Below are 24634 nucleotides of genomic sequence, written 5' to 3'. Positions count from 1 at the left end.
AAAGTTGTGCTGTCAAAATTAAATTTTAAAATAATACCTTCAGGACTTCTTCTATTTTACTTACTTTGATGATCTCAATGCCTGACGGATTTTTCATCAATTTATTAAATTTTGACAGTACGATTCTTTCAAAACCCAGTTTCTCCGCTTCCTGAATTCTTTGTTCAACCCTGCTGATTGCCCTTATCTCTCCGGCCAGGCCGACCTCGGCAGCAAAACAAATGTTCTGTGGAATTGAGATCTCGGCATTCGATGAAAGAACTGCACAAACTACGGCCAAATCAATCGATGGGTCTTCAACCCGTAATCCCCCGGCAATATTCAGGAAAACATCCTTGGCTCCTAATCTAAAGCCCGCCCTTTTTTCCAAAACGGCCAGGAGCATATTCAATCGTTTTATATTAAAACCCGTACAGGATCTTTGAGGTGTTCCGTATACTGCTGAACTCACAAGGGCTTGTACCTCTATCATTAAGGGCCTCATTCCTTCCAAGGTAGCTGCTATAGAGGTTCCCGTTAGTTCCTCATCCTTTTCCGAGATCAAAATTTCCGATGGATTTTCAACTTCTCTTAAGCCAGTGTGAAGCATTTCATAAATTCCCAGTTCAGCGGTGGAACCAAATCGGTTCTTCTGTGCCCTTAAGATTCTATAGGTATGATTTCGGTCCCCCTCGAACTGAAGCACCACATCTACCATGTGTTCCAGGATCTTGGGCCCCGCAATATTTCCTTCCTTGGTTATATGACCAATCAAAATGACCGGTGTATTCGTCTCTTTAGCATATTTGATCAATTCTGACGTTGTTTCCCGAATTTGTGAAATACTTCCCGGAGATGCTTCGATCATTTCTGTATGCAAAGTTTGAATGGAATCAATAACAATGACTTCAGGAAGGTTTTCCTCCGCAGACTTGAAAATTGAGTAGGTCTTGGTTTCAGTAAGGATCAGGCAATTATCATTGGCCTTTTTCAATCGATCCGCACGCAACTTGATCTGGGTCATGCTCTCTTCACCCGAAACATACAGTACTTTGTTGTCCATCATAAGAGCTATCTGCAGCAATAAAGTTGACTTGCCAATTCCCGGTTCTCCTCCCAGTAAAACCACGGACCCTTTCACAAGACCACCCCCCAGAACCCTGTTTAATTCATGGTTGCAAGTATTTATTCTTTCTTCATTTACAGCGGTTATTTCTTTCAGTTTAATCGCTTTCGAACCTCTTTTAACCGTTGACTCTGACTTCCAGCTGACCTTCTCTTCGCGCTGTATCACCTCCTCCACTATGGTATTCCATTCGTTACAGGAATTACATTTTCCAACCCATTTAGGAAACTGGGCTCCGCAATTCTGGCAGAAAAAAGTGGTTTTGGTTTTGGCCATTGACCCTTGTATTGGATTTATCTGTATTTCTTTAAAATTAATTCTGAACCGTCAAAAACGGCATAGGTATAATGCGAGATCCAGTCACCTGTATTGATATAAATACTGTTCTGACCAACCTCTATTTCCATGGGCAAATGTCTGTGTCCAAAAAGAAAATAGTCATAATGCTTTTTTTCCAGTTTTCTCTTGGCGTATTGAGCGAGCCATTCGTTTTCTTCTCCCAAAAATTTAATGTCCTCCTGGCCTGAAATGAGTTTGTTCTTTGTTGAAAGGTACTGTGCAATTTTTACCCCAATGTCAGGATGCAACCAGCGATAGAACCATTTAGACAAAGGGTGAGAAAACACTTTTTTCATCCTTTTATATCCTTTATCCCCAGGCCCGAGCCCGTCTCCATGGCCAATCAAAAACTTCTTGCCCCCAAGTTCAAATTCTTTGGGTTGATGATAAACGGGAATATCAAGTTCTTTTTCAAAATAGTCCATCATCCATAGATCGTGATTCCCGACAAAAAAATAAATTGGAATTCCACTGTCTCTAATTTCTGCTATCTTACCCAAAACCCTGACATACCCTCTCGGGACAACGGTCTTGTATTCAAACCAAAAATCAAACAGGTCACCCAGTAAGAAAATAACCTCCGCGTCAACCTTAATTTCATCCAACCATGAAATAAACTTCTTTTCCCTTAACTTACTACGTTCTGCATCTGGAATCCCAAAATGCTGGTCGGAGGCAAAATATATTTTCTTTTGGGCATTATTCATTCTCAGGAAATTTATTCCAATCCAGGCTTTAATTAGCTTTGGTCACTAGCGAACCACTCTGCATAAGAATTCGCTGTTTCGTATAATTTTAACGAATGTAGTAAAACATTTTGAGGTAATTGTATTTGAATTCTTTCAGCAAAATCAATAAGCATATTTTCGCTCGTAGGCTGATAAGGAACAAGTACTACTTTATGAGAATGATCCGAAATCGTATTGGCCAATTCTTTGTGAGGTGAATTGCTGTTCAATACCACAGCATGATCAAATTTCGTAACGATCTCTTTCTTAACAATAGATTTTAAATCACCAAAATCCATGACCATTCCGTTTTTAGTGTGGGAGCTATCTTCTATTGGACTCCCGATTACGGTGACATACAAATGGTAGCTGTGTCCGTGTATATTCTTACATTTTCCGTCGTATCCATACAAAGCATGAGCCGATTCAAAATCGAAATGCTTTGTTATTCTAATTTTCTTCATATCCTACTTGATCAAGCCTTGTTCACAAGGTTTAAATTACTTTCATCGCTTTTCCCACTTTGATAAATGCGGCAATCGCTTTGTCAATATGCTCCTTTGTATGTGCAGCACTTAACTGCACTCTTATCCTGGCCTTTCCCCTGGGTACTACAGGAAAAAAGAATCCTATCACATAAATTCCCTCTTCAAGTAAGGCGTTAGCCATATCCTGAGATAACTTAGCATCGTAAAGCATCACCGGGACGATAGCGGCATCGGCTCCAACTAGATCGAAACCTGCTTTTTCCATTTCTGACCTAAAGTAATTGGTGTTCTCCTCCAGTTTATCCCTTAGACTCGTATCTGATTCAATCATATCGAACACTTTTAGTGAAGCTCCCACAATCGAGGGGGCCAGTGAATTCGAAAACAGATACGGTCTTGAACGCTGTCTCAGTATTTCTATAATTTCCTTTGGGCCCGTTGTATATCCTCCCATTGCACCCCCAAGAGCTTTCCCTAAAGTTCCTGTTATGATATCCACTCTGCCCATAACATTCTTGAGCTCAACTGTACCTCTTCCGGTCTTTCCTATAAACCCTGCAGCGTGACATTCGTCAACCATCACCAAAGCGTCATATTTTTCTGCAAGATCACAGATAAGATCCAATTGTGCTACAATTCCATCCATTGAAAATACACCATCCGTAACTATAATTTTAAATCTGTGGTTTTGCTCATTCGCTTCGATCAGCTGCTTTTCAAGATCCTCCATGTTATTGTTCTCATAGCGATAGCGAGCTGCTTTACACAGCCTCACACCGTCAATAATAGAAGCATGATTGAGAGAGTCAGAAATTATCGCATCCTCTTTTTGCAACAAAGGCTCAAAAACACCTCCGTTGGCATCAAATGCAGCCGCATACAGAATAGTATCTTCTGTTTGATAGAAACCGGCAATTCTCTTTTCCAACTGTTTGTGAATATCCTGAGTTCCGCAAATGAATCTTACAGATGACATACCATAACCATGCTGTTCCAGGGTATCCTTTGCAGCCTTAATAACTTCAGGATTATTGGAAAGCCCTAAATAGTTGTTCGCACAAAAATTGATTACTTCTTCTCCTGTGGAGATCTTAATAACAGCATCCTGGGAACTCGTTATGATTCTTTCTTTTTTATACAAACCTGCTTCCTCAATGGATTTCAGTTCCTCAGTTAAATGATCCTTTATTTTGCCGTACATGGAAAAGTAATTTTAAATGGGTATGTTCTTTTTCAAAAGTTCAAACAGAAACCTTTGTAAGCTATTTACAGATAAGGCAAAAGTAAGAAATTATAAGGTATTTGTATTTCCTAATTAGTATTTTTGGCTCCTAAATTAATGTTGCATGGCCAGGGACGAAAAGATCAAAATACAATGGGAAGCGATTCAAAAAGATATCTCTGAAAAATTTGGAGGAGGCGAAAAAATGGATCTGGATGCTATTGTTTTCCTGATTGGAATTCAGGAACTGGGTAAAGGGTATCAAAAATTCAGCAAGGATGAAAAACTCAATATCATGCATATTGCCATTTGTAAATTACTCGAACCCTTTGGATACTATGAGTTTGATTATTTTGATGAGGAAGGATGGCCCCACTACAAGGCTATTGAAGAGCTGCCAAATCTTAAAGGCGGTGAGCAAACTATTCTGATGAAAGAGGCTGTTGTTCTGTATTTTGAACAAACCAAGCCTCTTCTTTAATTCAACTTCCTAATAGCTTCGAATACTTTTCCCGGATAACAAAGGACAAGCCCTTTCAACTCCATTTCCAGTAATTTGGATAGTAGATCTTTTATTTCAAGTCCGCTTTTATGTGACAGGTCTTCCGTGTCCATTCTATCTGTTTCAAGTAAAATTGAATGTATACGCCTCTCATCGTTATCCATCGATTCGAACTCTACATTGTACAGGTGTTCAAGTTTACCTGCCTCCTCTTCCCAGCCCAGACAAACGGCCAGGTCTTTTTCGTTACTGCACAAAGATGCTTTATTCTCTTTAATGAGCTTATTGCATCCTGCACTTTGAATATCATTGGGCCTGCCAGGAACCGCGAACACTTCACGATCATAGGAAAATGCCATATCCGCAGTAATGAGAGACCCTCCCTTTTGGGCGGATTCGACTACGAGAGTGGCTTCAGATAACCCGGCAATAATTCGGTTTCTTTTGATAAAATTTGACTTTTCAGGTTTAGTTCCCGAGGTGAACTCCGTGTATAAATTTCCATTTTCCAGCATCTCTAATGCCGTATTATAGTGGGGTTTTGGATATATCGTGTCAAATCCATGTGCCAAGACACCAATAGTAGATAGTCCGTTTTTAACCGCCTCTCTGTGGGCGCATATATCGGCCCCATACGCCAGTCCGCTGATGATTACCGGATCGTATTTTTTAAGCTTATGCATCAGGTTGGTCAAAAAATGTTTTCCCAAAAGTGTCATGTTTCTGGTTCCAACTATACTTAGAATCCTTTTTTTATTGATATTCAACTTCCTTTTACTAAAAAGCAGGAAAGGAGCGTCATGACAATGCTTAAGCCTTTTTGGATATTCCTTATCCGAATATCTGATTGCAAAAATTTTATGGGACTCCATAAATTTTAGTTCCTTTTCAGCCTTTCTCAAATTGTCTGGAAGTCTTATAGCATCGATTAACTTTGTGTTGACCCCTGAGCGAAGTAATTTTTTTCTTTGGGCACAAAATAATTCTTTTGAAGATCCAAAATGGTTAAGAAGCCTGTGGGTATTTACCGGACCTATTCCCTTAGCAAAACTGAGGGCCAGATCATAAAATAAAGCATCATTATACATACTAAAATATTGATTTTCAATTGTGCATGTTTTTGTTAATAAAAATGATGCGTCATTGGTAAACCCTGATTGTTTTTTTTTAGATTTGTTTAAGTCAAATCAAACTCCCTGTCATTGAATTTAGCGAATTACATCAGTGATTTATTATATCGGTATGAATGCGTAATAGTTCCAAAATTCGGAGGTTTTATTACGAATAACAAATCTGCAAGAATTGATAAGGCCAGCAATACCCTGTATCCTCCATACAAGCAAATTACTTTTAATTCTCATCTAACAAATAATGATGGTTTACTCGCCAACTATATTGCTTCGGTGGATAACATTTCCTATGAATGTGCTGTAAATTATATTAAGTTCGAAATCGATGCCTGGAGGGAAAAATTAAAAGATCAGGAACTAATTTTAAATGGTTTAGGTTCCTTTACCGTGGCCGAGGGAAAATTGCACTTTGAACCTCAGCTGAAAACGAATTACCTTACTTCATCTTTTGGATTGACCAGTGTAATACGCCCTGAGATTGAACGAGAAACAGTTAAAAAGACATTGTCTTCGGCAGGACCTGCTCCTAAAGTTATTCCAATAAAAGAAAAAAAGGCTCCGAATTACATCAAATACGCGGCTATTTTCGTTCTTGGCTTGTCTGCAATTGGATTTGCAGGCAAGTATTATCAGAATCGTCTCTATGAAAAACAGCTGGTCGAAGCTCAGAAAAAGCAGCTTTTAATTGAAGAGAAAATTGAGAATGCCACTTTCGTTATTTCCAAGCCTCTGCCAACGCTCAACCTGGAAGTGGAGAGCAGAAAAAAAAGTTTTCATGTGATTGCCGGGGCTTTCCGATTTCCTGAAAATGCCGAGAGAAAAGTAAATCAGCTCCTTTCAGAAGGTTATGAAGCTCGTATTTTAGGTGTCAATAAATGGAATTTGACCGTGGTTTCTTATGGTAGTTTCCTGACGCGCGATGAAGCTCTTGAAAATTTATCTGAAATCAGAGAGAATGTTGCAAAAGACTCTTGGTTGCTGATTCAGGATTTCTAAAAACTGCTTCTGCTCATACATTTTCTTATATAATTTTATAATCCGTTTTAACATGCAAAGCAAAATCCCCAATGATTCTCTTACTGTAATGACAGATCTTGTTTTACCCGGAGAAACAAACCCTTTGGACAATCTTTTCGGAGGTGAATTACTTGCAAGAATGGATCGTGCCTCAAGTATTGCTGCCCGTAGGCATTGCAACAGGATTACGGTAACAGCTTCAGTCAACCATGTTGTTTTTTCCAAGGCTGTTCCCGTGGGAAGTGTTCTTACCATTGAAGCAAAAGTTTCAAGAGCGTTTAATTCCTCTATGGAGATTTTTGTAGATGTTTGGATGGAAGACAGAGAGTCCGGGGAAAGAACAAAGGTCAACGAAGGGATCTACACTTTTGTCGCAGTAGACAGGACCGGATCACCTGTTAAAGTCCCGGAGATAGTTCCTCAAACCAAACTTGAGAAAGAAAGGTTTGACGGAGCATTAAGAAGAAAGCAATTGAGTCTGGTGCTTTCGAAAAAAATGGACCCCAAAGACGCCACAGAATTAAGAGCTCTCTTTATTTAGAGTTTGATTTTTTAGCAAGATTGTCTGGCAGCTGATCCAGTGGTAAGAAAGAGATTTATGCAAATTTCTTCAATACAATTTGAATTCCGGAAAGATATGATGATCCAAATAAATTTAGGTGAACCAGACTGGGATACAAATTATGAATCTGAATTCTTTCCTCCCACCCGTTTAGCAGCTCAAAGTTCTCCCTGTAAACGGAAATGAACGATTTATCAAAACCACCAAACATCTGAGTCATTGATAAATCCATTTCATGATGGCCGTAATAAACAGCAGGGTCAATATAAACGGGAACCTGCCCTTTTGTGCACATCAGATTTCCCGACCAAAGATCTCCATGTAACAGGGACGGTTTAACCTCTGGCACAAGGGTCGAAAACTTTTTACAGAATCTTTCAAACAATAGCAAGTCCCTTTTCTCAATGAATCCGCTGTCAAATGCCATCTTGATCTGCGGGTTTAAACGCGTTTGTATAAAAAAGGCTTCCCAGGAATCATAAGGATCATTTTTTTGTTTTAAAGAGCCTATATAGTTGTCTTCATCCAAACCAAAATAATCAGAAGTTCGTTTATGAAGTGAGGACAAAGAAATGGCAAAATCGGACCAGAAAGCCTGAGTCGGCCTATCGGACTCAAAATATTCCAGAATCAAAAACTGATTACCTTCTTCTGCGTAAAGATCTATGACCTTCGGGGTCCTTACGGTAGTTCCAGACAAAAGCTCCAAACCTCTGGCCTCTTTTTCAAACATTTCCGGAAACTTCTGACTTAGATTGCTTTTAAGAATAAAGTTGCTTTCAGCGCCTTGGAGAAAATATACCTTATTAATATCACCCCCGGCAACAGGTTTAATTGATATCAGTTCGCAATCAAGCCTGTTTTCTATACTTTTCTTAAAAAACATGATTTAAAAAAGAATCTAGTTTTTATAGACCCATTCCTCGGGATTCTGCCTGTGAATTTCTTTAAACAATACGAAGGCCAGAATTGTTTTTCCTGTGGTTGAATCTGTATGGATCTTACCGATTTCCTGTTTTGTAGTGACCAGATCTCCCTTTTGAACGGTAACGTTATCCAGGTTCTTATAGACAGAAATATAATTTCCGTGCTGAACCAAAACCGCTTTCTTTTTCCCTGGAAGGACCTGAATTGCCAGGACTTTACCATCAAAAATTACCCTGGCATTTGCATTTTTTTCTGTAGCATAGAACACTCCGTTACTTTCGATGGTGATCCCTTTTAAAGTAGGATGTGACTGTTTCCCGTATCGCCTTACAATAACTCCTCGTTCTACCGGAGAGGGTAGTTTTCCCTTATTTGAGATAAAATCCTTCTCAAGGGCAACAGCCTCAGGCGTCAAGGCGAAACCCGAACTTTTAAGGTTTGATTCTTTTTTGGATTTAGCAATAGCTTCTGCGATAAGAGCCTCTATCTTGGCATCTATCATTTTTTCCTGCTTTTGCTTTTTATTGATTTGAGCGATGTATTTTTTCTCTTTCTTTTTGATCGATCTAACAAGGCTCTCCTGAGTAGACTTTTCTTTGGTAATACTGTCTTTTTCCTTTTTATTTAAAGCCAAAAGTTCCTCTTTTTCATTTCGCCTTTCAACCAAATAATCGTTTAGGTTCTTAAGTTTTATTGATTCAGCCAGAATTTCTTCTCCCTGCCGCTCTCTGTAAGCAGCGTACTGTTTAATATATTCCAGTCTTTTAAAGGCCTGAAGAAAGCTTTCGGAAGACAAGAGGAACATTAACCGGCTGTTTTTTGTTTTGCTTTTATAGGATTGTACTACCATATTGGCATAATCTTTTTTAAGCAGCTCTAACCGGTCTTCCAGCATTTTTACCTGTCTTTCATTCTCTTTGATTTCAAAATTCAACTGTTCCGTTTCTTCGCTGATGGTATTGATAAGCTTGGTTCTTACGCCTATCCTTTGCACGATATCAGATAAATCAGAAAGCAAAGTCTTCTCCTTTTTTTGAGATTTGAATAACAGGGTATTTATTTCCTTGATCTCTTTTTGAAGCTGAAGACGCTGTTTCTCCAACTCCTCACGGGTCTGAGAAAAGGCAGCCACCGGTATCAACAAGAAAAATAGAACTACAATAACATTTAAGCCAAAAAACTCTCGGAATTGGTAGCTTTTTCCCTTTCTATTTTCCTTTATGTCAACCCTTTTTAAGATCATTCAAGTTCAATATTTCTATATCCGTCCGGAATTTTAAAGGGGAATTTTAAAGGAACATCAAACTGCACATTTTTATAGTTCACATCTATAATGGTAGACGAACTACCTGTTTTAGCAGAAATTAAGAACCCTTTTGGAAACAAAGATTCACTTATTTTACGATAATCCTTGTATAATATGGTAAAATTTTGATTTTTTCCTCGATAGTTGATTTCCTCCTTCACAATTTTAAAATCCACAGGTTCTATCCCATAGGTAATGTCAAAAATAGGATTTCTTTTTTTTTGAACCAATTCATATCTCCCCTCTTTTATATTTACCTGAAATTTTCTAGATTCAAGATCAATTAGCGCTTCACCCAGAAATAAGTTCTGAACCTTTGTAAAATCAAAGTCCGTTCCCAGCCATGAGCTAATCAATTTAAAATCGCCTTCAAAAGAAGTATTACCGATTTTTTCATAAAACTTTACTTCTCTTGGTGTGATTAGAAGCTTTGCTACGGGAAAACCCAATTTGGAAAAATTCAACCAAATTATGGAGTCTTTAACCATTCGAAGAGAGGCATTTATATTAGGCAATTCATCTTTTCCTCTATATTTGACCTGCATGCTGGCCTTTATTGAAGATTTCGCAAATTGTACTTTGTTGTTGTTTTTTATGATAGTCTTAACGGGGACATAGTCAACACTTTTATCTGAAACTTTGGCCGTCTTGCAAGAAGTGAAAATGGCAGCAAAAATAAAAATAGTAACTATTTTCTTCATTTAGGTTTTATTCTGATTTTAAAGTGTTCGCTTTATTGTAAAATTCAGTAGCTTTTTTATTGTCTCCAATAGCCTTGTACGATAACCCTAATTCCCTGTAAAATTCAGACTTTAAATTATCATTCTCAATTATATAATCAAAGCCTTCCTCTAAGATCTCTTTTGCCTCTCTGTGTTTTCTTAAACTGTTCAGTGCCTTTGCGTTCATGAGGTATAAAATGGGTTGACTGGGGAACAAAGAGAGGCCTTCTTTACTATGTTCCAATAGATCCAGATATCTTTTACTCTTCCATTCTTCTTCCAGTAAAATCTTTAGGCTGTGAAAATCTTTTTTCAGATCATACTCTTCCTTGATCATATCGACCTTATTCTTTGGAATTTCCTCATATATCTTCTCGGGTATTTCTTTTGAATCCTCATTTCCTTCCTGCAAAAGTGACTCCTTCAGAGCCATAAGGCCTTCTGGCAATTTGTTTGCTGCATCCAGTTTCTTCAACAGTATTGTTGCATTTTCTATATCTCCCGATTTGATGTAAAGGATTACCAGATCAGCCTCCTCCTCCGGGTTATTCTTGACAATTTTCTGTTGAACTTTGATGGCTCCTGAATAATCATTCTGTTTGGTTTTTATCTCCTTAAGGTGCCTAAGCATATGAATATTTTCAGGTTCTATTTCCAGTCCTTTTAAAATAAAGTATTCTGCTTCTGTATATTTAATGAGAAAATAGTAGTTTTTTGAAAGTTCGAACAATACGGCAACATTTTCCTTTTCAATGTCTTTACATGCCTCCAGGGCATAAACCGCTTTATCATAATTACCAATAGCCTTTTGCTGAAGAGCCTCAAAGAAAAAGGTTTGAAAATTAATCTGTTGCTGTTCAACCAGCATTTCCTCTCTTGAAACCAAATCTTCCTGTCCAATAAGGACATCAGAACAAAAAAATGTTCCAATAATTAGACTTATATATAAACGTGCTTTAAGCATATGCTATTCCAAACTTGAATAATCTCCCAGGCTAACAGACTTAAACTCTCCATCGAAAAAAGCATGATTGCCTATCATTGCTTCGCTTAATTTTGCGTTTTTAATGGTCGTATGGGTCTGAATTAGTGAGTTCACTATACGAGAATTTTCAACAACACTATTATCTCCCAAAGAAACATTTGGCCCCACTGTTGCATCCTTTAAAACCACATTTTCACCAATATAACAGGGTTCAATAATTCTTGAATTTGACAATTTAACAGTTTTTGATATCAGGTCTTCATTATCTCTTTGAGCAAATTCCAATATTTTTCCATTGGTATCTACAGTAATATCCTTGTTGCCGCAATCCATCCATTCACTCACCTGACCAGGAACAAATTTAGCTCCTTTTCGTTTCATAAACTCCAAAGCATTTGTCAGTTGGAATTCTCCTTTATCTTTTATGTTGTTATCGAGAATATACTGGATTTCTCCGCGCAGTGCTTCTCCGTTTTTGATGTAATAAATCCCTATTATTGCAAGGTCCGAAATAAATTCATCCGGTTTCTCAACAAAATCAGTGATAATTCCGTCTTTAAGTTTAACCACTCCGTATGAACTCGGTTCCTCAACTTTCTTGACCCATATTGCTCCGTCTATTCCATTTTGAAGTGTGAAGTCCGCTTTGAATAATGTATCTGCAAAGGCTATAACACAAGGCCCTTTCAAAGATTCTTTTGCACAATATATGGCATGAGCGGTACCCAACGCTTCATCCTGTACAAACACCTTTCCTTCAGCATTCAAAGACCTTGCAATTCTCATGAGTTTTTCCTCCGTATCGGGGGGGAAAGAAGGTCCTATAATAAAGGCAACCTCTTCTACGCTTTGATCTACCACTTTTACAATATCCTCTACCAGTCTCTGTACTATTGACTTTCCGGCTATTAAAGTAAGTGGTTTGGGAATTGTCAGGGTATGAGGCCTCAGCCTGGATCCGATTCCCGCCATGGGTACAATAATCTTCATCTTAATTCTATATTTCCCCTTAAAACGCTCAAATATACATAAAATTGTCAGAGGCTCAGGTTCCCAAATTTATTTCAAAGGCCCCTTTTATGGCTGTATCGTAAAAAGGTATTTGCTTTTCCTCAGCCGATTTTAACCATCTTTTTTTCAGGAAATTATAATTAGATCCGTCAGCAACGATTAACCTAGGATCAACTTCTTGTAAAAATCTTTCAAGATTAATTTTTGGTGAATTGAGAAGAATTATAATATCCGGGTCAAATCCAAAATCTGTCAAAAAAACATTACTGTCGACTATCATAATACGTTGGCCTGAGAGTTCAATCAAATTTTGATCACATTCTTCTTTCTCAATCTTTAATCCAATAAACCCCCTTTGATAATTTTCCATCAACCTATCCAAGCCTGGTTCCTGCTCAGCTTTTCTAATAAGTGAAACCCATTTGCCAGACCTTTTAATTATCAGGCTTTTATTAAACTCCTGGAATACAATGAAAGATGATCCACTCTCCTTTATAACTGATTCAATTAAAACGGTTGTCGCAAAAAGGGTTACATTTACCAGCAGGGCAATGACCACCTTTGAAGCCTCCTTGGTTCTGTAAAAAAATAATACAATAATTGAAATTATACTTATTGTCAAAAGGGCTTTGGAAAAAAATACCTTTTCCACAATGAATACCTCAAATCTGGATAGAAAAAATACAATCCGATTCATAAGTCCAATTATAAAAGAAAAGATTTGAATGTAGAATTCAGGAACAAAATCAAACTGAAGCATAACCAGAAGCAAATATCCAAATCCAAGAATTATCCCCAATAGCGGGATAAGTAAAAGGCTGCTAAAGAGAAACAGCCCCGAAAACTCGTGGAAATAATATAAAATTAAGGGTAAAACTCCTATTTGAGCCGCTATTGAAACAACGGTCAGGTTCCAGAGATACAAAATGATCTTATTTTTTGGCCTCCATAGATTTCTTATCCTGGGACCCAGATTAACAATGGATAGAACTGCCAGGTAACTCAATTGGAATCCAGGATCAAACAAATACGACGGTTTCCACAACAGGCTAATAAAAAACGCGATAAACAGTATCGGATTCAAATGATGAAAGCGATTAAAGTTAAGGGCTATTGAAATAAAACTAAACATGATCACAGCTCTTAAAACCGAAGGGGATAATCCTGTAATGAAAGCAAATACCCACAGGCTAAAAAAGGGTACTATTTTCATCAATCCTTTTCCTACTTGCCATCGCCTTAAAGGCATGAAAAGGGTTCTTATAAAAAAAAGTAAAATTCCAACATGCAGTCCGGAAATTGCAAGTAAGTGCATTGCGCCTGCTTTCCTGTATACAGAGGCCATCTCTTTTTTCAAATCGGTTTTTCTTCCTAACAGCAAGGCTTCTAATAAGGAGGTTTCCATAGCGTCAAATTTCAGCTTATTTAATAGTAAACTGAGGTAATCCCTGTAATTCAGAGCTTTGGCAACCAAGCCTATTCTATCCGGCTGAGAACTGAAGAACTTATTGTTTTCAAGGGTAAGCTGATACCCAATGTTCTTTTTCTTTGAATAATCCTGATAATCGAACTCGCCCGGATTTCTTTTAGCTTTAATTTCATTGAGTTCCAAACAGGTAACAATTCGTGTTCCCGGTTTAAGAATGGCTGAATTCTTATTCTTATCGATTCTTAGCCAAACAAATCCGGAAGATTTCATTCTGTTTACGGATGTAACCTTAACCAGATATTTTGAGTAGAATTTACCGCTATTCAGTTTCCTCAAAACAAGGAGCCCGTAAACTGGTTTTTTGGACAAACTGTGCTGAAAATGATTGGAATTCATTTTAGGCCCTGATATCGAAATCAGATATATTCCGATAAAAACGGTAAGAACCCATGAGGAAATTACAAAAGTGTAAGGAGGCTTAAACCATTCTTTCGCGTGAAAAACAGCAGAACGAATACTTATAAAAATGAGACTGATAATCCCGCAAAAAACTCCTGCTTTTGAGAACTCAAAAAAAAACCAAGAAGAATTCCAAACGATAAAAATATACAGAAATGAAAGGGTACAAACTTTAAATCCAGCAAACCAGCTAATCTTTCAAAATTAATTGTATTATTTTCGCCTGGTAAACATTCAGATCATTGAATCATATTCCTAAAATTTCTTTTCGGCAAATAAATAAACTGGCCATTCCGGCCATCATATCCGGAATTGCAGAGCCGCTGTTATCAATAACTGATACGGCCATTGTTGGAAATATAAGGATAAATCCAACCGAAGCGCTTGCTGCAGTGGGTATTGCCGGATCTTTCATTTCGGCAATTGTCTGGATTCTAGCCCAGACACGATCCGCGATTTCAGCCATAATTGCTCAATATCTGGGTGCAAATAAGCTGAAGGATATAAATCACCTACCTGCTCAGATCATCGGAATCAATGTTTGTCTCAGTCTGGTCATCTATCTGGTAACCGTGTTCTTCGCTGAAAATATTTTTGTTTTGTACAATGCGGAAGGAATGATTTTAGAAAAATCGGTTTCCTATTATAAAATCAGGGCCCTGGGCCTGCCACTTACGCTGTTTGTTTTTTCCGTTTTCGGAGTCTTTAGAGGGTTGCAGAATACTTTTTGGCCCATGGTTGTCAGCATAACCGGAGCCAGTCTGAACATTTTACTCGACTTTATTCTCGTATTTGGAATAGAAGACCTCTTTCCGGCACTAGGTGTGGAGGGAGCAGCCTGGGCCAGTGTGATCTCTCAATTGACCATGGCTCTTTTCTCACTTGTTCTGTTACTGAGAAAAACTCCTTTTTCCCTGAAATTTCAATTGCCCTTTCATCCTGAAATCAAAAGACTACTCTCATTGAGCTTAAACCTTATAATTAGGGCAATTTCATTGAATATTGCCTTGTATCTCGCCAATGCTTATGCAACAAAATATGGCGCTCATCACATAGCGGCTCAAACCATTGCTTTCCAGATCTGGTTGTTTTTTGCATTTTTCATAGATGGTTATTCCAGTGTGGGAAACATTATGTCAGGAAAATTCCTGGGACAAAAAAATTATCAAAAGATCTGGAAACTGAGCAGTCAACTGAATACATACACCGTATTGATTGCTTTACTTCTTGGTGCGTCTTGTTTTGCCTTTTATTCAGAAATTGGACAAATGTTCAGTAAGGATGAAAAGGTTCTTGGGCTTTTTAAAAGTATTTTCTGGATCGTCATTTTGATGCAGCCCATAAACGCAATAGCTTTTGTGTTCGATGGAATTTTTAAAGGCCTGGCCGAAGCCGTTTTACTTCGCAATACACTTTTAGCCTCAACATTTCTTGGATTTATCCCTGTCTTGCTGCTGGGTGATTATTTTGATCTTGGCCTATACGCCATTTGGATCGCTTTTTTTGTTTGGATGATGATGCGTGCCGGAATTCTACTTTTTGTTTTTAAGAAAAAGTTTTCTCTTAAGCCCTTAACATGACATAAGTTAGGGTTTACGATGTCTTGATTTGCTAATTTTATCCGAAATTTAAATTCATTTCCGATGAAAAATTCAACTGCTTTTCAATTCCTTTTCCTCATGCTGATTTCTGTAGCTTTAAGAGCTCAGGAAATCAGTCCATATATTTTCGTGGGTGAAGTGGAAGGTTCTCAGGAAATCGCTGAAGAAAAAGTCACGAAGGCTTTACAGAATGCCGGATTCGAGATTCTTGGTGATTACCGGCCTGAAAATAATCAAACCTTAAAGGTCATTGTTTACTCCAGAAAAGATTTACAGGATATAACGCTCAAGGTAACAGATCGAGGAGCATTGGCTGCAGCACTTAAAATTGGGCTCAAATCTGATGGTCCGTCAACAAAGGTATCCTATTTGAATCCGGAATACCTGTTCCAGGCCTATCTGAGGGATTCTTATGATTCCCATAAACAGGGCTTGCAAAGAATAGAATCTGATGTAAAAAATGCCTTGAGCCAATTAGGAGACCTTAATGAAGGATTTGGAGGGGCGATGACTGCTGAAGATCTTAGAGAATACCATTATAAGATCATGATGCCTTATTTCACCGATCCTGTAGAATTGAAAGATTTTGATAGTTTCGAACAAGGTGTTGCTACCATAGAGAAGAATCTGAAATCTGGCAAGGGTTCCACAAAACTGGTTTACAAGCTAATATTTGAAGATAAGAATGTCGCTGTTTTTGGTATTGGTTATTTAGATGAAGAAAAAGGAGAAAAACAATTTCTTCCAATTATTGGAGAAGAGCATTTGTCGGCGCTTCCCTATGAAATAATTCTAAGCGGAAAAAGAGCTACGATGCTACACGGAAGGTACAGGATAGCGCTTCACTGGCCAGAACTCACAATGGGCACGTTCATGAAAATAAGAAGTACGCCGGGTGACTTTAAAGAAACTTTCAAAGCTCTTTGTGAACTATAAACTATGTTTTGTTCAGAAGTGCCGGGAACAAACAGAATCACAAATCCTGATCCTTGAAAACTGGGGGTCAGGTATTTTTTATGATTAACTTTGCCGTTTTCTCACTAGCTCCTTTTCCTCCAAGAGCCTGTTCAAGTTGATAGTAATGATCAAAAATTGATTCTCTTCCCTTAAAATCAAGAATTTTGAACAATTCATTCTCCAAACTGGTTTCATTGAAATCATCCTGAATAAGTTCAGTTACGGCTTCTGTATCAAGAATCAGGTTAACCAAGGAAATATACTTTACATTGACAAGCCTTTTCCCTATTTGATAGGAAATTTCATTTCCCTTGTAGCAAACTACTTCCGGGACCTTGAACAATGCCGTTTCCAGCGTGGCCGTACCCGAGGTTACAACCGCGGCACTTGCAACTGATAACAGATCATAGGTTTTATTTTCGACAATTGAGACGTTTTCTTCTTTCAGGAAATGATTGTAAAATGATAATTCCTGCCCCGGAGCACCTGCTATAACGAACTGATGGTCAGGAAACTTTGCTGCCATTTTTAGCATCACAGAAAGCATTTTGGTTATCTCCTGTTTTCGACTTCCGGGCAAAAGTGCAACAATAGGTTTCTCGTTCAATCCGTTTTCCCTGGCAAAATCTTCAGGGATGATAGGTTTTCTTTCTGCTATGGCATCCAAAAGGGGATGCCCAACAAAATGTACAGGAAAACCGTGTTTGCCTTCGTAAAATTCCTTTTCAAAAGGAAGTATAACGTACATCTGATCGATATCCCTTTTGATTCGTTTTATCCTGTTCTCTTTCCAGGCCCAGATCTGTGGTGAAATATAATAATGCACAGTAATCCCGTTTTTCTTTGCAAATTCTGCAATTCTCAAATTAAAACCCGGATAATCAACTAAGATCAAGGCGTCAGGAGCATATTCCAAAAGATCGTTTTTGCAGAACTTGATATTGTTCAAAATAGTTCTCAGATTCATTATGACCTCTGCAAATCCCATAAAAGCCAGATCCTTGTAATGCTTTACCAGGGTACCTCCCTGTGCCAACATTAAATCTCCTCCCCAAAACCTGAAATCGGCATGATCGTCCTCCTTTTTTAAGGCCTTCATTAAATTTGAAGCATGCAGGTCACCCGATGCCTCTCCTGAAATTATGTAGTATTTCAATTTCGTTTCTGTTTAAATCGATGATCTATAAAAATTTACTGATCAAAATCAAGAAGGCAATGAAAAAACATGCCAGAAGAACTCCTCTGGCTCGTAATTCCTGTTTCTTTTTGAGAAAGATAAAAAAAACAAAAAGATTGGGAACCGCTGCCAGTCCCAGAATTTTACCGTACAAATTACCTTCATTGATTATTTTCAAAGTCTCTTCAAAACTATAGGCCGATACAAACTCAACATATATATAGAACCCAAAGGCCGTAGCAATTATACCGACAACAAAACCTATTAAAATTTCCTTCTTCATTACAATTTCCAATTATTTAAAGCCGGCAAAAAATGATGAGCAGTAAGATCAAATCCCACAGGAACAACTGAAATAAACTCGTTTTTCAGTGCCCAGATATCCGTATCCTCCCCATGGTCCATATCAACAAATTTTCCCGTCAGCCAATAGTATTCCTTTCCCTGAGGGTTGACCCGTTTATCAAACTCCTCTACCCAATTTGCTCTTGCCTGCCGGCAGATTTTGACTCCCTTGAATTCAAGGCCTTCAATTTTTGGAAAATTCACGTTCAAAACAACACCGTCGGGAAGTCCCTTGTCTAAAACATGTAATGCAAGGTTTTTCATGTGTTTCTTTAAATGATCAAACCTTGCATTCCAGGAATAATCAAGCAATGAAAACCCGATAGCCGGAATACCTTCAATTCCAGCTTCAATGGCAGCGCTCATTGTTCCGGAATAGATAACATTTACAGAACTGTTAGATCCGTGATTTACACCGGAAACGCACAGGTCCGGCTTCTTGTTCAGTATTTCACTTATCGCCATTTTTACGCAATCAGCAGGAGTTCCGGAGCATCTGTATTCCAATTGCGGGCCCTCATCAATCGTTACTGCATCACAATAAATAGTAGAATCCAAAGTTATAGCATGACCCATTCCACTTTGTGGACTGTCAGGTGCAATTACAATTACATCTCCGATTTCGTTCATTACGGAGATCAAAGTACGTATCCCTGGAGCTGTGATACCATCATCATTAGTAACAAGAATTAGGGGGCGATTTTGCATCTGGGATTAATTTTAAAGCAAAAATAAAACATTTGTCAATACCGTTAGAAAATTATGTTTAACATTTAATTGTGAGCGATTTCGCCAATAATTTAGTACTATTGTCTCCCATTTTGTAGAAAATTGCGGACATTTGTCATATTAAGCGTTATTTTTCGTTGTATAAATAAGATTTGATTATATTGTCATCAATTGAAACATGTATGAAGCGAGTTTATGAGTAAAATTTCCCTCTTTATGAAAAATAAGATCAAGTTCATTTTTCCGCTTATCATTCTATCCGGAATGCTGTTTGGCTTTAATATAGCCAAGGATCCGGACCCGGAAAAAGACAAAATATTAATTGGAATCGTCAGGTATGCTTTGAAACAGGGGCACTATTCCCCTCATGCAATTGATGACGCCTTTTCTGAGAAAGTATTTACAGATTTTATCGATGCCCTGGACCCTTACAAAAGGTTCTTTCTTCAAAGCGATATCGATGAATTTTCAAAAAACAGGTACCTCATTGATGATCAGATCAAAAGTGAAGACCTGAGTTTTTACAATCAGGTAATGGATCGATTTGATCAGCGGGTACTTGAATCTCAGCAGTACTACAGAGAGATTCTTCAAAGCCCTTTTGATTTTGACAAAGAGGCCAGTTTTGATGTGGACTACGATAAAAAATCCTTTTCAAAAAATCAGGCCGAGTTGATCAAGAACTGGCAATTACAGCTAAAGGTCAGCACCTTATCCAGGCTGCATGAAAAGATCCAGTTACAGGAATCAATGCTGGAAAGTAGTAACAGTGAAGATAAGGAAGATGCATTAGATGATGATGAAGAGGAGGAGGGCTCAAGTTCAGAAGTTGAAATTGAGGTTGAAAATAAATCATTTGAAGAACTAGAAAAAGAATCACGTGAGGCGACCTTAAAAAGTCTCGATGATTTGTACACGGTAATGTTTGAATTGGATGACACTGACTGGTTTGCCATTTTTATAAACACCATGACGATTCAGTTTGATCCTCATACCAATTATTTCGCACCCAAAGACAAAAAACGATTTGATCAAACCATGTCCGGAAAACTTGAAGGTATTGGCGCAAGGCTACAAAAGAGAGATGATTATACCCGAGTTGCTGAGCTTATTTCAGGAGGTCCTGCATGGAGAGGTGGTGAACTGGAAGTGGGTGATTTGATCTTAAAAGTGGGTCAGGGAGATGAATTTCCTGTTGACATTGTGGGTATGAGACTTGACGATGCCATTGAATATATCAAGGGTAAAAAAGGAACTGAAGTTAAATTAACTGTTAAGAAAATTGATGGATCCATCAAGGTCATTTCTATTATAAGAGATATTGTTGAATTGGAAGAAACTTTTGTAAAATCAAGTGTTGTAGATGTTAATGACAGGAAATTTGGTATTATCAACCTTCCGAAATTCTACATTGATTTTAATGAAAGAAATTTCAGAAATTCTGCGACCGACATGGAGCAGGAGATCAAAAGGCTCAAGGAAGAAAATGTGGAAGGCCTTCTTATTGACCTTCGAAACAATGGAGGGGGATCTCTGAAAACAGCCATAGAAATAGCAGGCTTATTCATTAGTGATGGCCCGGTGGTACAAGTGAAATATCGCGGAGAAAAACCAAATATCAGATCGGATAAAGACAAAAGGATTCAATGGGACGGCCCGTTGGTGGTGCTTGTTAATGAGTTGAGTGCTTCGGCCTCCGAAATTTTCGCTGCTGCCATGCAGGACTATAACAGAGCGGTAATAATCGGAAGCAAACAGTCATTTGGGAAAGGCACGGTTCAACAGGTTTTGCCCCTTAACAATGTCTTTAAATACGACAAAGATCTTGGAGCCATGAAAATGACAATCCAGAAATTTTACAGAATCAATGGAGGCTCAACACAGCTTAAAGGAGTTTCAAGCGATATTGTAATGCCTGATAAATATACCTATTTTGAAATCGGTGAACGGGATGAAAAAAACCCATTGAGCTGGGACAAAATTGAACCCGCCGAATACACACCGGTAAATGCTTATGAGAACTTCCACCAGGTGGTGAACGACAGTAAAAGACGAATTGCGGATAATCCTCATTTTATTATCATAGATGATAATGCCAAATGGTTAAAAGAAGGCCGTGACAATACACTCGTAAATTTAAACTACGAAAAGTTTAAAGAAGAGCTGGAGCAAAGAGAAGAAGAAAGTAAGGCTTTCGATGACATCGCATTGTACGAAAGCCGTTTGGAATTTATCTCTCCAAAATATGAACTTCCTATTCTGGAGAAAGATTCAATCTTGGCACAAAAGAGAGACCTCTGGCATAAAAATCTGAAGAAAGACATCTATGTGGAAGAAGCTCTGACCGTTCTTTCTGAACTGGAAATGAATAAAAATCTCCTGGTAAAAAACTAGGTCAAAATATTTAATTTACAAGCCCTTAACAACAGAAATGATATTGTTAGGGGCTTTTTTTATAGGTTGCCTGAATAAGCTAAATTTGCCTTACTGATTACTCTTAGTACATTGATCGAAAAATTTCACATACATCTGAAACAGAAATTTCCTGAAATTGAAAACAGTAAAATCCTTCTTGCTGTTTCGGGTGGAATTGACAGTATGGTATTACTCCATTTAATGAAATCTGTTCAGGCTGATTTTTCAGTGGCTCATTGCAATTTTGGATTGAGAAACCAGGAATCAGATCTTGATGAGAGACTGGTTCAGCAACAGACAGAAAGTAGCGGTATTAGATTTTTTGCAAAGAAATTTGACACCCTGGGGTATGCCACAAAGAATAAGCTTTCTATCCAGGTAGCTGCAAGAGAATTACGATATAACTGGTTTCGCAAACTGATGGATCAAAAAGGGTATCAATTTCTGTTGACGGCACATCATGCCGATGATAACCTGGAAACTTTTTTGATCAATCTGTCTCGAGGAACGGGCATTGCGGGTCTGAGCGGAATTCCGGAAAAACGCAATAATATTCTTCGTCCTTTATTGGTTTTCAGCAAAGAGGAAATAAGTCAATATGCCAGAAAAAACAATATTAGCTGGAGAGAGGATCATACGAATGAAGAAACAAAATACCTCAGAAACAAAATCAGAAAAGAAATTGTTCCTTTGCTCAAAGAACTGAACCCTTCATTCCTCAATAATTTTGCGAAGACCCAAGCTAATTTACAAGGCAGCGGATCAATTCTTGAAAAGCATTTAAATAGCATTAGGGAAAAAGTCATTGTTCGAGAAGAGGATTCAGGACGTATTCTTTATTTCTCCTTGGAGGTCTTAAAGGAATTATCCCGAAATACCGTGTATCTTTTTGAGTTGTTCTATCCATTTGGGTTTAACAATTATAAAGATTTGATCTCGCTGCTTTCCGCCCAGCCCGGAAAACAAATTTTTTCGGATTCACATAGACTTCTTAGAGATCGTACAACTTTGATTCTTGCACCCAAATCATCGACTGAAAATTCAATCTGTATAAGGGTGGCAGAAGATCAAACTAAATTAGATTCAGATGATCTTCACCTGACTTTTACAACCTTAGATTCTGAAGAGTTCAGTTTGTCAGACACAGGCAGCAAAAAATTGAAGGGTTTTTTTGATAAAGATCTGTTAACTTTTCCATTACATGTAAGAAAATGGGAAAAAGGCGACTACTTTTACCCATTGGGAATGAAGGGGAAAAAAAAACTTAGTAAGTTTTTTAAAGATGAAAAATACTCTCTTTTAGAAAAAGAAAATATTTGGTTACTTTGCTCCGGATCTGATATTGTCTGGATCATTGGAAAAAGAATGGATGATCGTTTCAGAGTAACGGACCGGACAAAAAAAATCTTAAAAGTAGCAATTCAATCATGAATCATATTTCAAAAATATTTCTGTTCCTTGCCCTCATTGGAAACATTGCTTATGCTCAGCTTCATGACCCCGTAAGCTGGGAAACTTCTGCGAAGAAAATCAATGCTTCTGAATTTGAACTCCTGATATCAGCGGAAATTGAAGAGGGCTGGCACCTATATTCTCAAAATGTACCTGATGGAGGGCCTATACCCACTACCATTACTATTAAAGAGGAAAAAGGTCAGTTTGAGCTTATTGGTAAACCAACTGAAGGAGAGGGTCATGAAGAGTTTGACAATGTGTTTGAAATGAACATCAAATATTTTGAAAATAAAACTCAATTCGTCCAAAAAATAAAGGTTCTTACAGATGAAAAAATAACCATTACCGGGGTATTGGAATTTATGGTATGCGATGATACTAATTGCCTGCCTCCCACTGAGATCGATTTAAATTTTGAACTTCAGGGAGAGGCTGGAAAGCCTGAGATTGAATCCGTTGTAAGCGATGACAATAAGGGTTTCCTTCAAAATACAACTGAAGATGTGACAGGAATCCAGGAATCGGCCTCTTCAAATATCAAAGCTGAAACCGATACACAAAAGATAACCGGTAAACCCAAAAAAGAGAAAACAAAAGGACTCTGGACTCTGTTCATTTTGAGCTTTTTTGCCGGTTTTGCAGCGCTTCTTACGCCATGTGTATTTCCGATGATCCCGATGACGGTAAGTTTTTTTACCAAACAAAGTAAAAATAAATCGGTAGGTATAAGAAACGCTATCCTTTTTGGTGTATCCATAGTGTTTCTATATGTATTGCTGGGAACAGTGGTGACTTCAATATTTGGTGCGGATTCTCTAAATGCATTATCGACCAATGTCTGGTTCAATATTATATTCTTTTTGCTTCTGATCATCTTTGCGGTTTCCTTTTTAGGCGCATTTGAAATTACACTTCCGAGTTCATGGGGAACTAAAGTGGATTCACAAGCCGATAAGGGTGGCTTAATCGGTATATTTTTTATGGCTCTGGCACTAGCCATAGTGTCTTTTTCCTGTACAGGCCCTATTGTTGGTACAGCCTTGGTTGCAGCAGCGGCACAGGGAGGTATTGCACCGGTTATCAGTATGCTTGGTTTCTCCCTGGCGATAGCCTTACCTTTCTCTATTTTTGCGGCTTTTCCAGGATGGATGAATTCACTTCCAAAATCTGGTGGCTGGCTCAATACTGTAAAAGTATTTTTAGGTTTTCTGGAACTTGCCCTTGCATTTAAGTTCCTATCGAATGCTGATCTGGTATTACAGACTCATTTTCTGGAAAGAGAAGTGTTCATTGCAATCTGGATCACTATTTTCGGAGCCTTGGCCCTATACCTTTTTGGAAAGATCAAATTACCTCATGATTCTGATCTTCCTCATATTTCGGTAGGAAGATTAAGTATGGGACTTATTGTTGCTGCATTCACAATATACATGATTCCCGGATTGTGGGGTGCCCCTCTGAAACTGATCAGTGGTTTCCCACCGCCAATGCATTACAGTGAATCTTCCTATGGGGTAGGATACACAAAATTAGGTGATGCTGGATCAGGAACGTCAAAAGAAATCCCTGATGGTGCTCATTTGGGGCCACATGATATTCTTGCTTTTCTAGATTACGAAACTGGTCTTGCCTATGCAAAGAAAGTAAACAAACCCATAATGATTGATTTTACCGGGCATGCCTGCGTTAATTGTCGGAAAATGGAGGAACGCGTCTGGTCTGACCCCAGGGTTCTAAAGGTTTTAAAAAATGACATTGTACTGATTTCGCTTTATGTCGATGATAAACGAGAATTACCTGAGGAAGAAAAATATACCTCATCTATAAATGGTAAGGAAGTAACTACGATTGGCAAGAAATGGAGTGAATTCCAGATCAATAAATACAAAGCAAATGCCCAGCCCTATTATGTTCTTATTGATCATGATGAAGAAAATTTGAATGAATATTCCGCTTATAATCCTGATGCTGATGATTATTTGGCCTGGCTGAATGAGGGTATTGCAAACTTTAAACCTTAGTT

22 protein-coding genes are annotated in these 24634 nt (G+C 38.1%); 8 read left to right on the top strand and 14 right to left on the bottom strand.

What is annotated here, in order from left to right; genetic code table 11:
- Positions 1 to 25: 25 nt before the first annotated feature.
- From radA to kbl, 4 genes are read right to left on the bottom strand one after another with little or no spacing between them, the layout of a single operon-like run.
- On the bottom strand, positions 26 to 1381 hold the full coding sequence (radA, locus tag LCM02_RS11250) for a DNA repair protein RadA (RefSeq protein ID WP_224929693.1): 1356 nt from the start codon (positions 1379 to 1381) through the stop codon (positions 26 to 28).
- Between the two features lie 17 nt (positions 1382 to 1398).
- Positions 1399 to 2151 (bottom strand): UDP-2,3-diacylglucosamine diphosphatase, encoded by a 753-nt coding sequence (locus LCM02_RS11245; RefSeq protein WP_224929690.1) that lies wholly within the window; start codon positions 2149 to 2151, stop codon positions 1399 to 1401.
- A gap of 32 nt (positions 2152 to 2183) precedes the next feature.
- Complete coding sequence (locus LCM02_RS11240; RefSeq protein WP_224929688.1) at positions 2184 to 2636, bottom strand: 6-pyruvoyl trahydropterin synthase family protein; 453 nt, start codon at positions 2634 to 2636, stop codon at positions 2184 to 2186.
- A gap of 31 nt (positions 2637 to 2667) precedes the next feature.
- The gene (gene kbl, locus LCM02_RS11235) at positions 2668 to 3861 is read right to left on the bottom strand and encodes a glycine C-acetyltransferase (RefSeq protein ID WP_224929685.1); all 1194 of its coding nucleotides are present in this window, start codon (positions 3859 to 3861) and stop codon (positions 2668 to 2670) included.
- Between the two features lie 145 nt (positions 3862 to 4006).
- Here kbl and LCM02_RS11230 point away from each other — a divergent pair, with 145 nt between their 5' ends.
- On the top strand, positions 4007 to 4363 hold the full coding sequence (locus tag LCM02_RS11230) for a hypothetical protein (protein ID WP_224929682.1): 357 nt from the start codon (positions 4007 to 4009) through the stop codon (positions 4361 to 4363).
- On the opposite strand, the gene dprA is transcribed toward LCM02_RS11230, so the two are convergent.
- Positions 4360 to 5472, bottom strand: coding sequence for a DNA-processing protein DprA (dprA, locus tag LCM02_RS11225; protein WP_224929678.1), 1113 nt, complete (start codon positions 5470 to 5472; stop codon positions 4360 to 4362). The genes LCM02_RS11230 and dprA overlap by 4 nt on opposite strands.
- Before the next feature lie 114 nt (positions 5473 to 5586).
- Between dprA and LCM02_RS11220 the strand changes: the two genes are divergently transcribed.
- Positions 5587 to 6510, top strand: a complete 924-nt coding sequence (locus LCM02_RS11220) for an HU domain-containing protein (RefSeq protein WP_224929675.1) — start codon at positions 5587 to 5589, stop codon at positions 6508 to 6510.
- A gap of 52 nt (positions 6511 to 6562) precedes the next feature.
- Positions 6563 to 7072, top strand: coding sequence for an acyl-CoA thioesterase (locus LCM02_RS11215; RefSeq protein ID WP_224929672.1), 510 nt, complete (start codon positions 6563 to 6565; stop codon positions 7070 to 7072).
- A 55-nt stretch (positions 7073 to 7127) separates the two neighbouring features.
- Here LCM02_RS11215 and LCM02_RS11210 read toward each other — a convergent pair whose 3' ends face one another.
- From LCM02_RS11210 to LCM02_RS11185, 6 genes are read right to left on the bottom strand one after another with little or no spacing between them, the layout of a single operon-like run.
- Entirely contained in the window at positions 7128 to 7979 is an 852-nt protein-coding gene (locus LCM02_RS11210; protein WP_224929669.1) for a fructosamine kinase family protein, read from the bottom strand.
- A 15-nt stretch (positions 7980 to 7994) separates the two neighbouring features.
- On the bottom strand, positions 7995 to 9263 hold the full coding sequence (locus LCM02_RS11205) for a murein hydrolase activator EnvC family protein (RefSeq protein ID WP_224929666.1): 1269 nt from the start codon (positions 9261 to 9263) through the stop codon (positions 7995 to 7997).
- On the bottom strand, positions 9260 to 10027 hold the full coding sequence (locus LCM02_RS11200; protein ID WP_224929663.1) for a DUF4292 domain-containing protein: 768 nt from the start codon (positions 10025 to 10027) through the stop codon (positions 9260 to 9262). The genes LCM02_RS11205 and LCM02_RS11200 overlap by 4 nt, the downstream gene beginning before the upstream one ends.
- Positions 10028 to 10034: 7 nt before the next feature.
- Positions 10035 to 11012, bottom strand: coding sequence for a tetratricopeptide repeat protein (locus tag LCM02_RS11195; protein ID WP_224929660.1), 978 nt, complete (start codon positions 11010 to 11012; stop codon positions 10035 to 10037).
- A 3-nt stretch (positions 11013 to 11015) separates the two neighbouring features.
- Positions 11016 to 12023, bottom strand: coding sequence for a sugar phosphate nucleotidyltransferase (locus LCM02_RS11190; RefSeq protein ID WP_224929657.1), 1008 nt, complete (start codon positions 12021 to 12023; stop codon positions 11016 to 11018).
- Between the two features lie 55 nt (positions 12024 to 12078).
- Positions 12079 to 14010, bottom strand: coding sequence for a ComEC/Rec2 family competence protein (locus tag LCM02_RS11185; protein WP_317197458.1), 1932 nt, complete (start codon positions 14008 to 14010; stop codon positions 12079 to 12081).
- Positions 14011 to 14174: 164 nt separating this feature from the next.
- Here LCM02_RS11185 and LCM02_RS11180 point away from each other — a divergent pair, with 164 nt between their 5' ends.
- Positions 14175 to 15512 (top strand): MATE family efflux transporter, encoded by a 1338-nt coding sequence (locus LCM02_RS11180; RefSeq protein WP_224929654.1) that lies wholly within the window; start codon positions 14175 to 14177, stop codon positions 15510 to 15512.
- A gap of 63 nt (positions 15513 to 15575) precedes the next feature.
- A complete protein-coding gene (locus tag LCM02_RS11175) occupies positions 15576 to 16469 on the top strand; it encodes a hypothetical protein (RefSeq protein ID WP_224929651.1) in 894 nt (297 codons plus the stop codon).
- 67 nt (positions 16470 to 16536) lie between these two features.
- Here the strand turns inward: LCM02_RS11175 and lpxB are convergent, their stop codons facing one another.
- Genes lpxB through surE form a run of 3 tightly spaced genes read right to left on the bottom strand, consistent with a single transcriptional unit; the run spans position 16537 to position 18720 of the window.
- Entirely contained in the window at positions 16537 to 17646 is a 1110-nt protein-coding gene (lpxB, locus tag LCM02_RS11170; RefSeq protein WP_224929648.1) for a lipid-A-disaccharide synthase, read from the bottom strand.
- A gap of 25 nt (positions 17647 to 17671) precedes the next feature.
- Positions 17672 to 17950 carry a hypothetical protein gene (locus LCM02_RS11165; RefSeq protein ID WP_224929645.1) on the bottom strand — a complete coding sequence of 93 codons (279 nt, stop codon included), beginning with the start codon at positions 17948 to 17950 and terminating at the stop codon, positions 17672 to 17674.
- The gene (surE, locus tag LCM02_RS11160; protein ID WP_224929641.1) at positions 17950 to 18720 is read right to left on the bottom strand and encodes a 5'/3'-nucleotidase SurE; all 771 of its coding nucleotides are present in this window, start codon (positions 18718 to 18720) and stop codon (positions 17950 to 17952) included. The genes LCM02_RS11165 and surE overlap by 1 nt, the downstream gene beginning before the upstream one ends.
- A 237-nt stretch (positions 18721 to 18957) precedes the next feature.
- On the opposite strand from surE, the gene LCM02_RS11155 reads away from it, so the two are divergent.
- From LCM02_RS11155 to LCM02_RS11145, 3 genes are all read left to right on the top strand, one after another.
- On the top strand, positions 18958 to 21135 hold the full coding sequence (locus tag LCM02_RS11155; protein WP_224929639.1) for a carboxy terminal-processing peptidase: 2178 nt from the start codon (positions 18958 to 18960) through the stop codon (positions 21133 to 21135).
- Positions 21136 to 21246: 111 nt separating this feature from the next.
- Positions 21247 to 22587, top strand: a complete 1341-nt coding sequence (gene tilS / locus LCM02_RS11150; protein WP_224929636.1) for a tRNA lysidine(34) synthetase TilS — start codon at positions 21247 to 21249, stop codon at positions 22585 to 22587.
- A complete protein-coding gene (locus tag LCM02_RS11145; protein ID WP_262902508.1) occupies positions 22584 to 24632 on the top strand; it encodes a protein-disulfide reductase DsbD family protein in 2049 nt (682 codons plus the stop codon). The genes tilS and LCM02_RS11145 overlap by 4 nt, the downstream gene beginning before the upstream one ends.
- Positions 24633 to 24634: the final 2 nt, after the last annotated feature.

This window comes from Lutimonas saemankumensis (assembly GCF_020171465.1).
Lineage (GTDB): Bacteria > Bacteroidota > Bacteroidia > Flavobacteriales > Flavobacteriaceae > Lutimonas > Lutimonas saemankumensis.
This window is presented reverse-complemented; position numbering and strand designations above follow the sequence as displayed.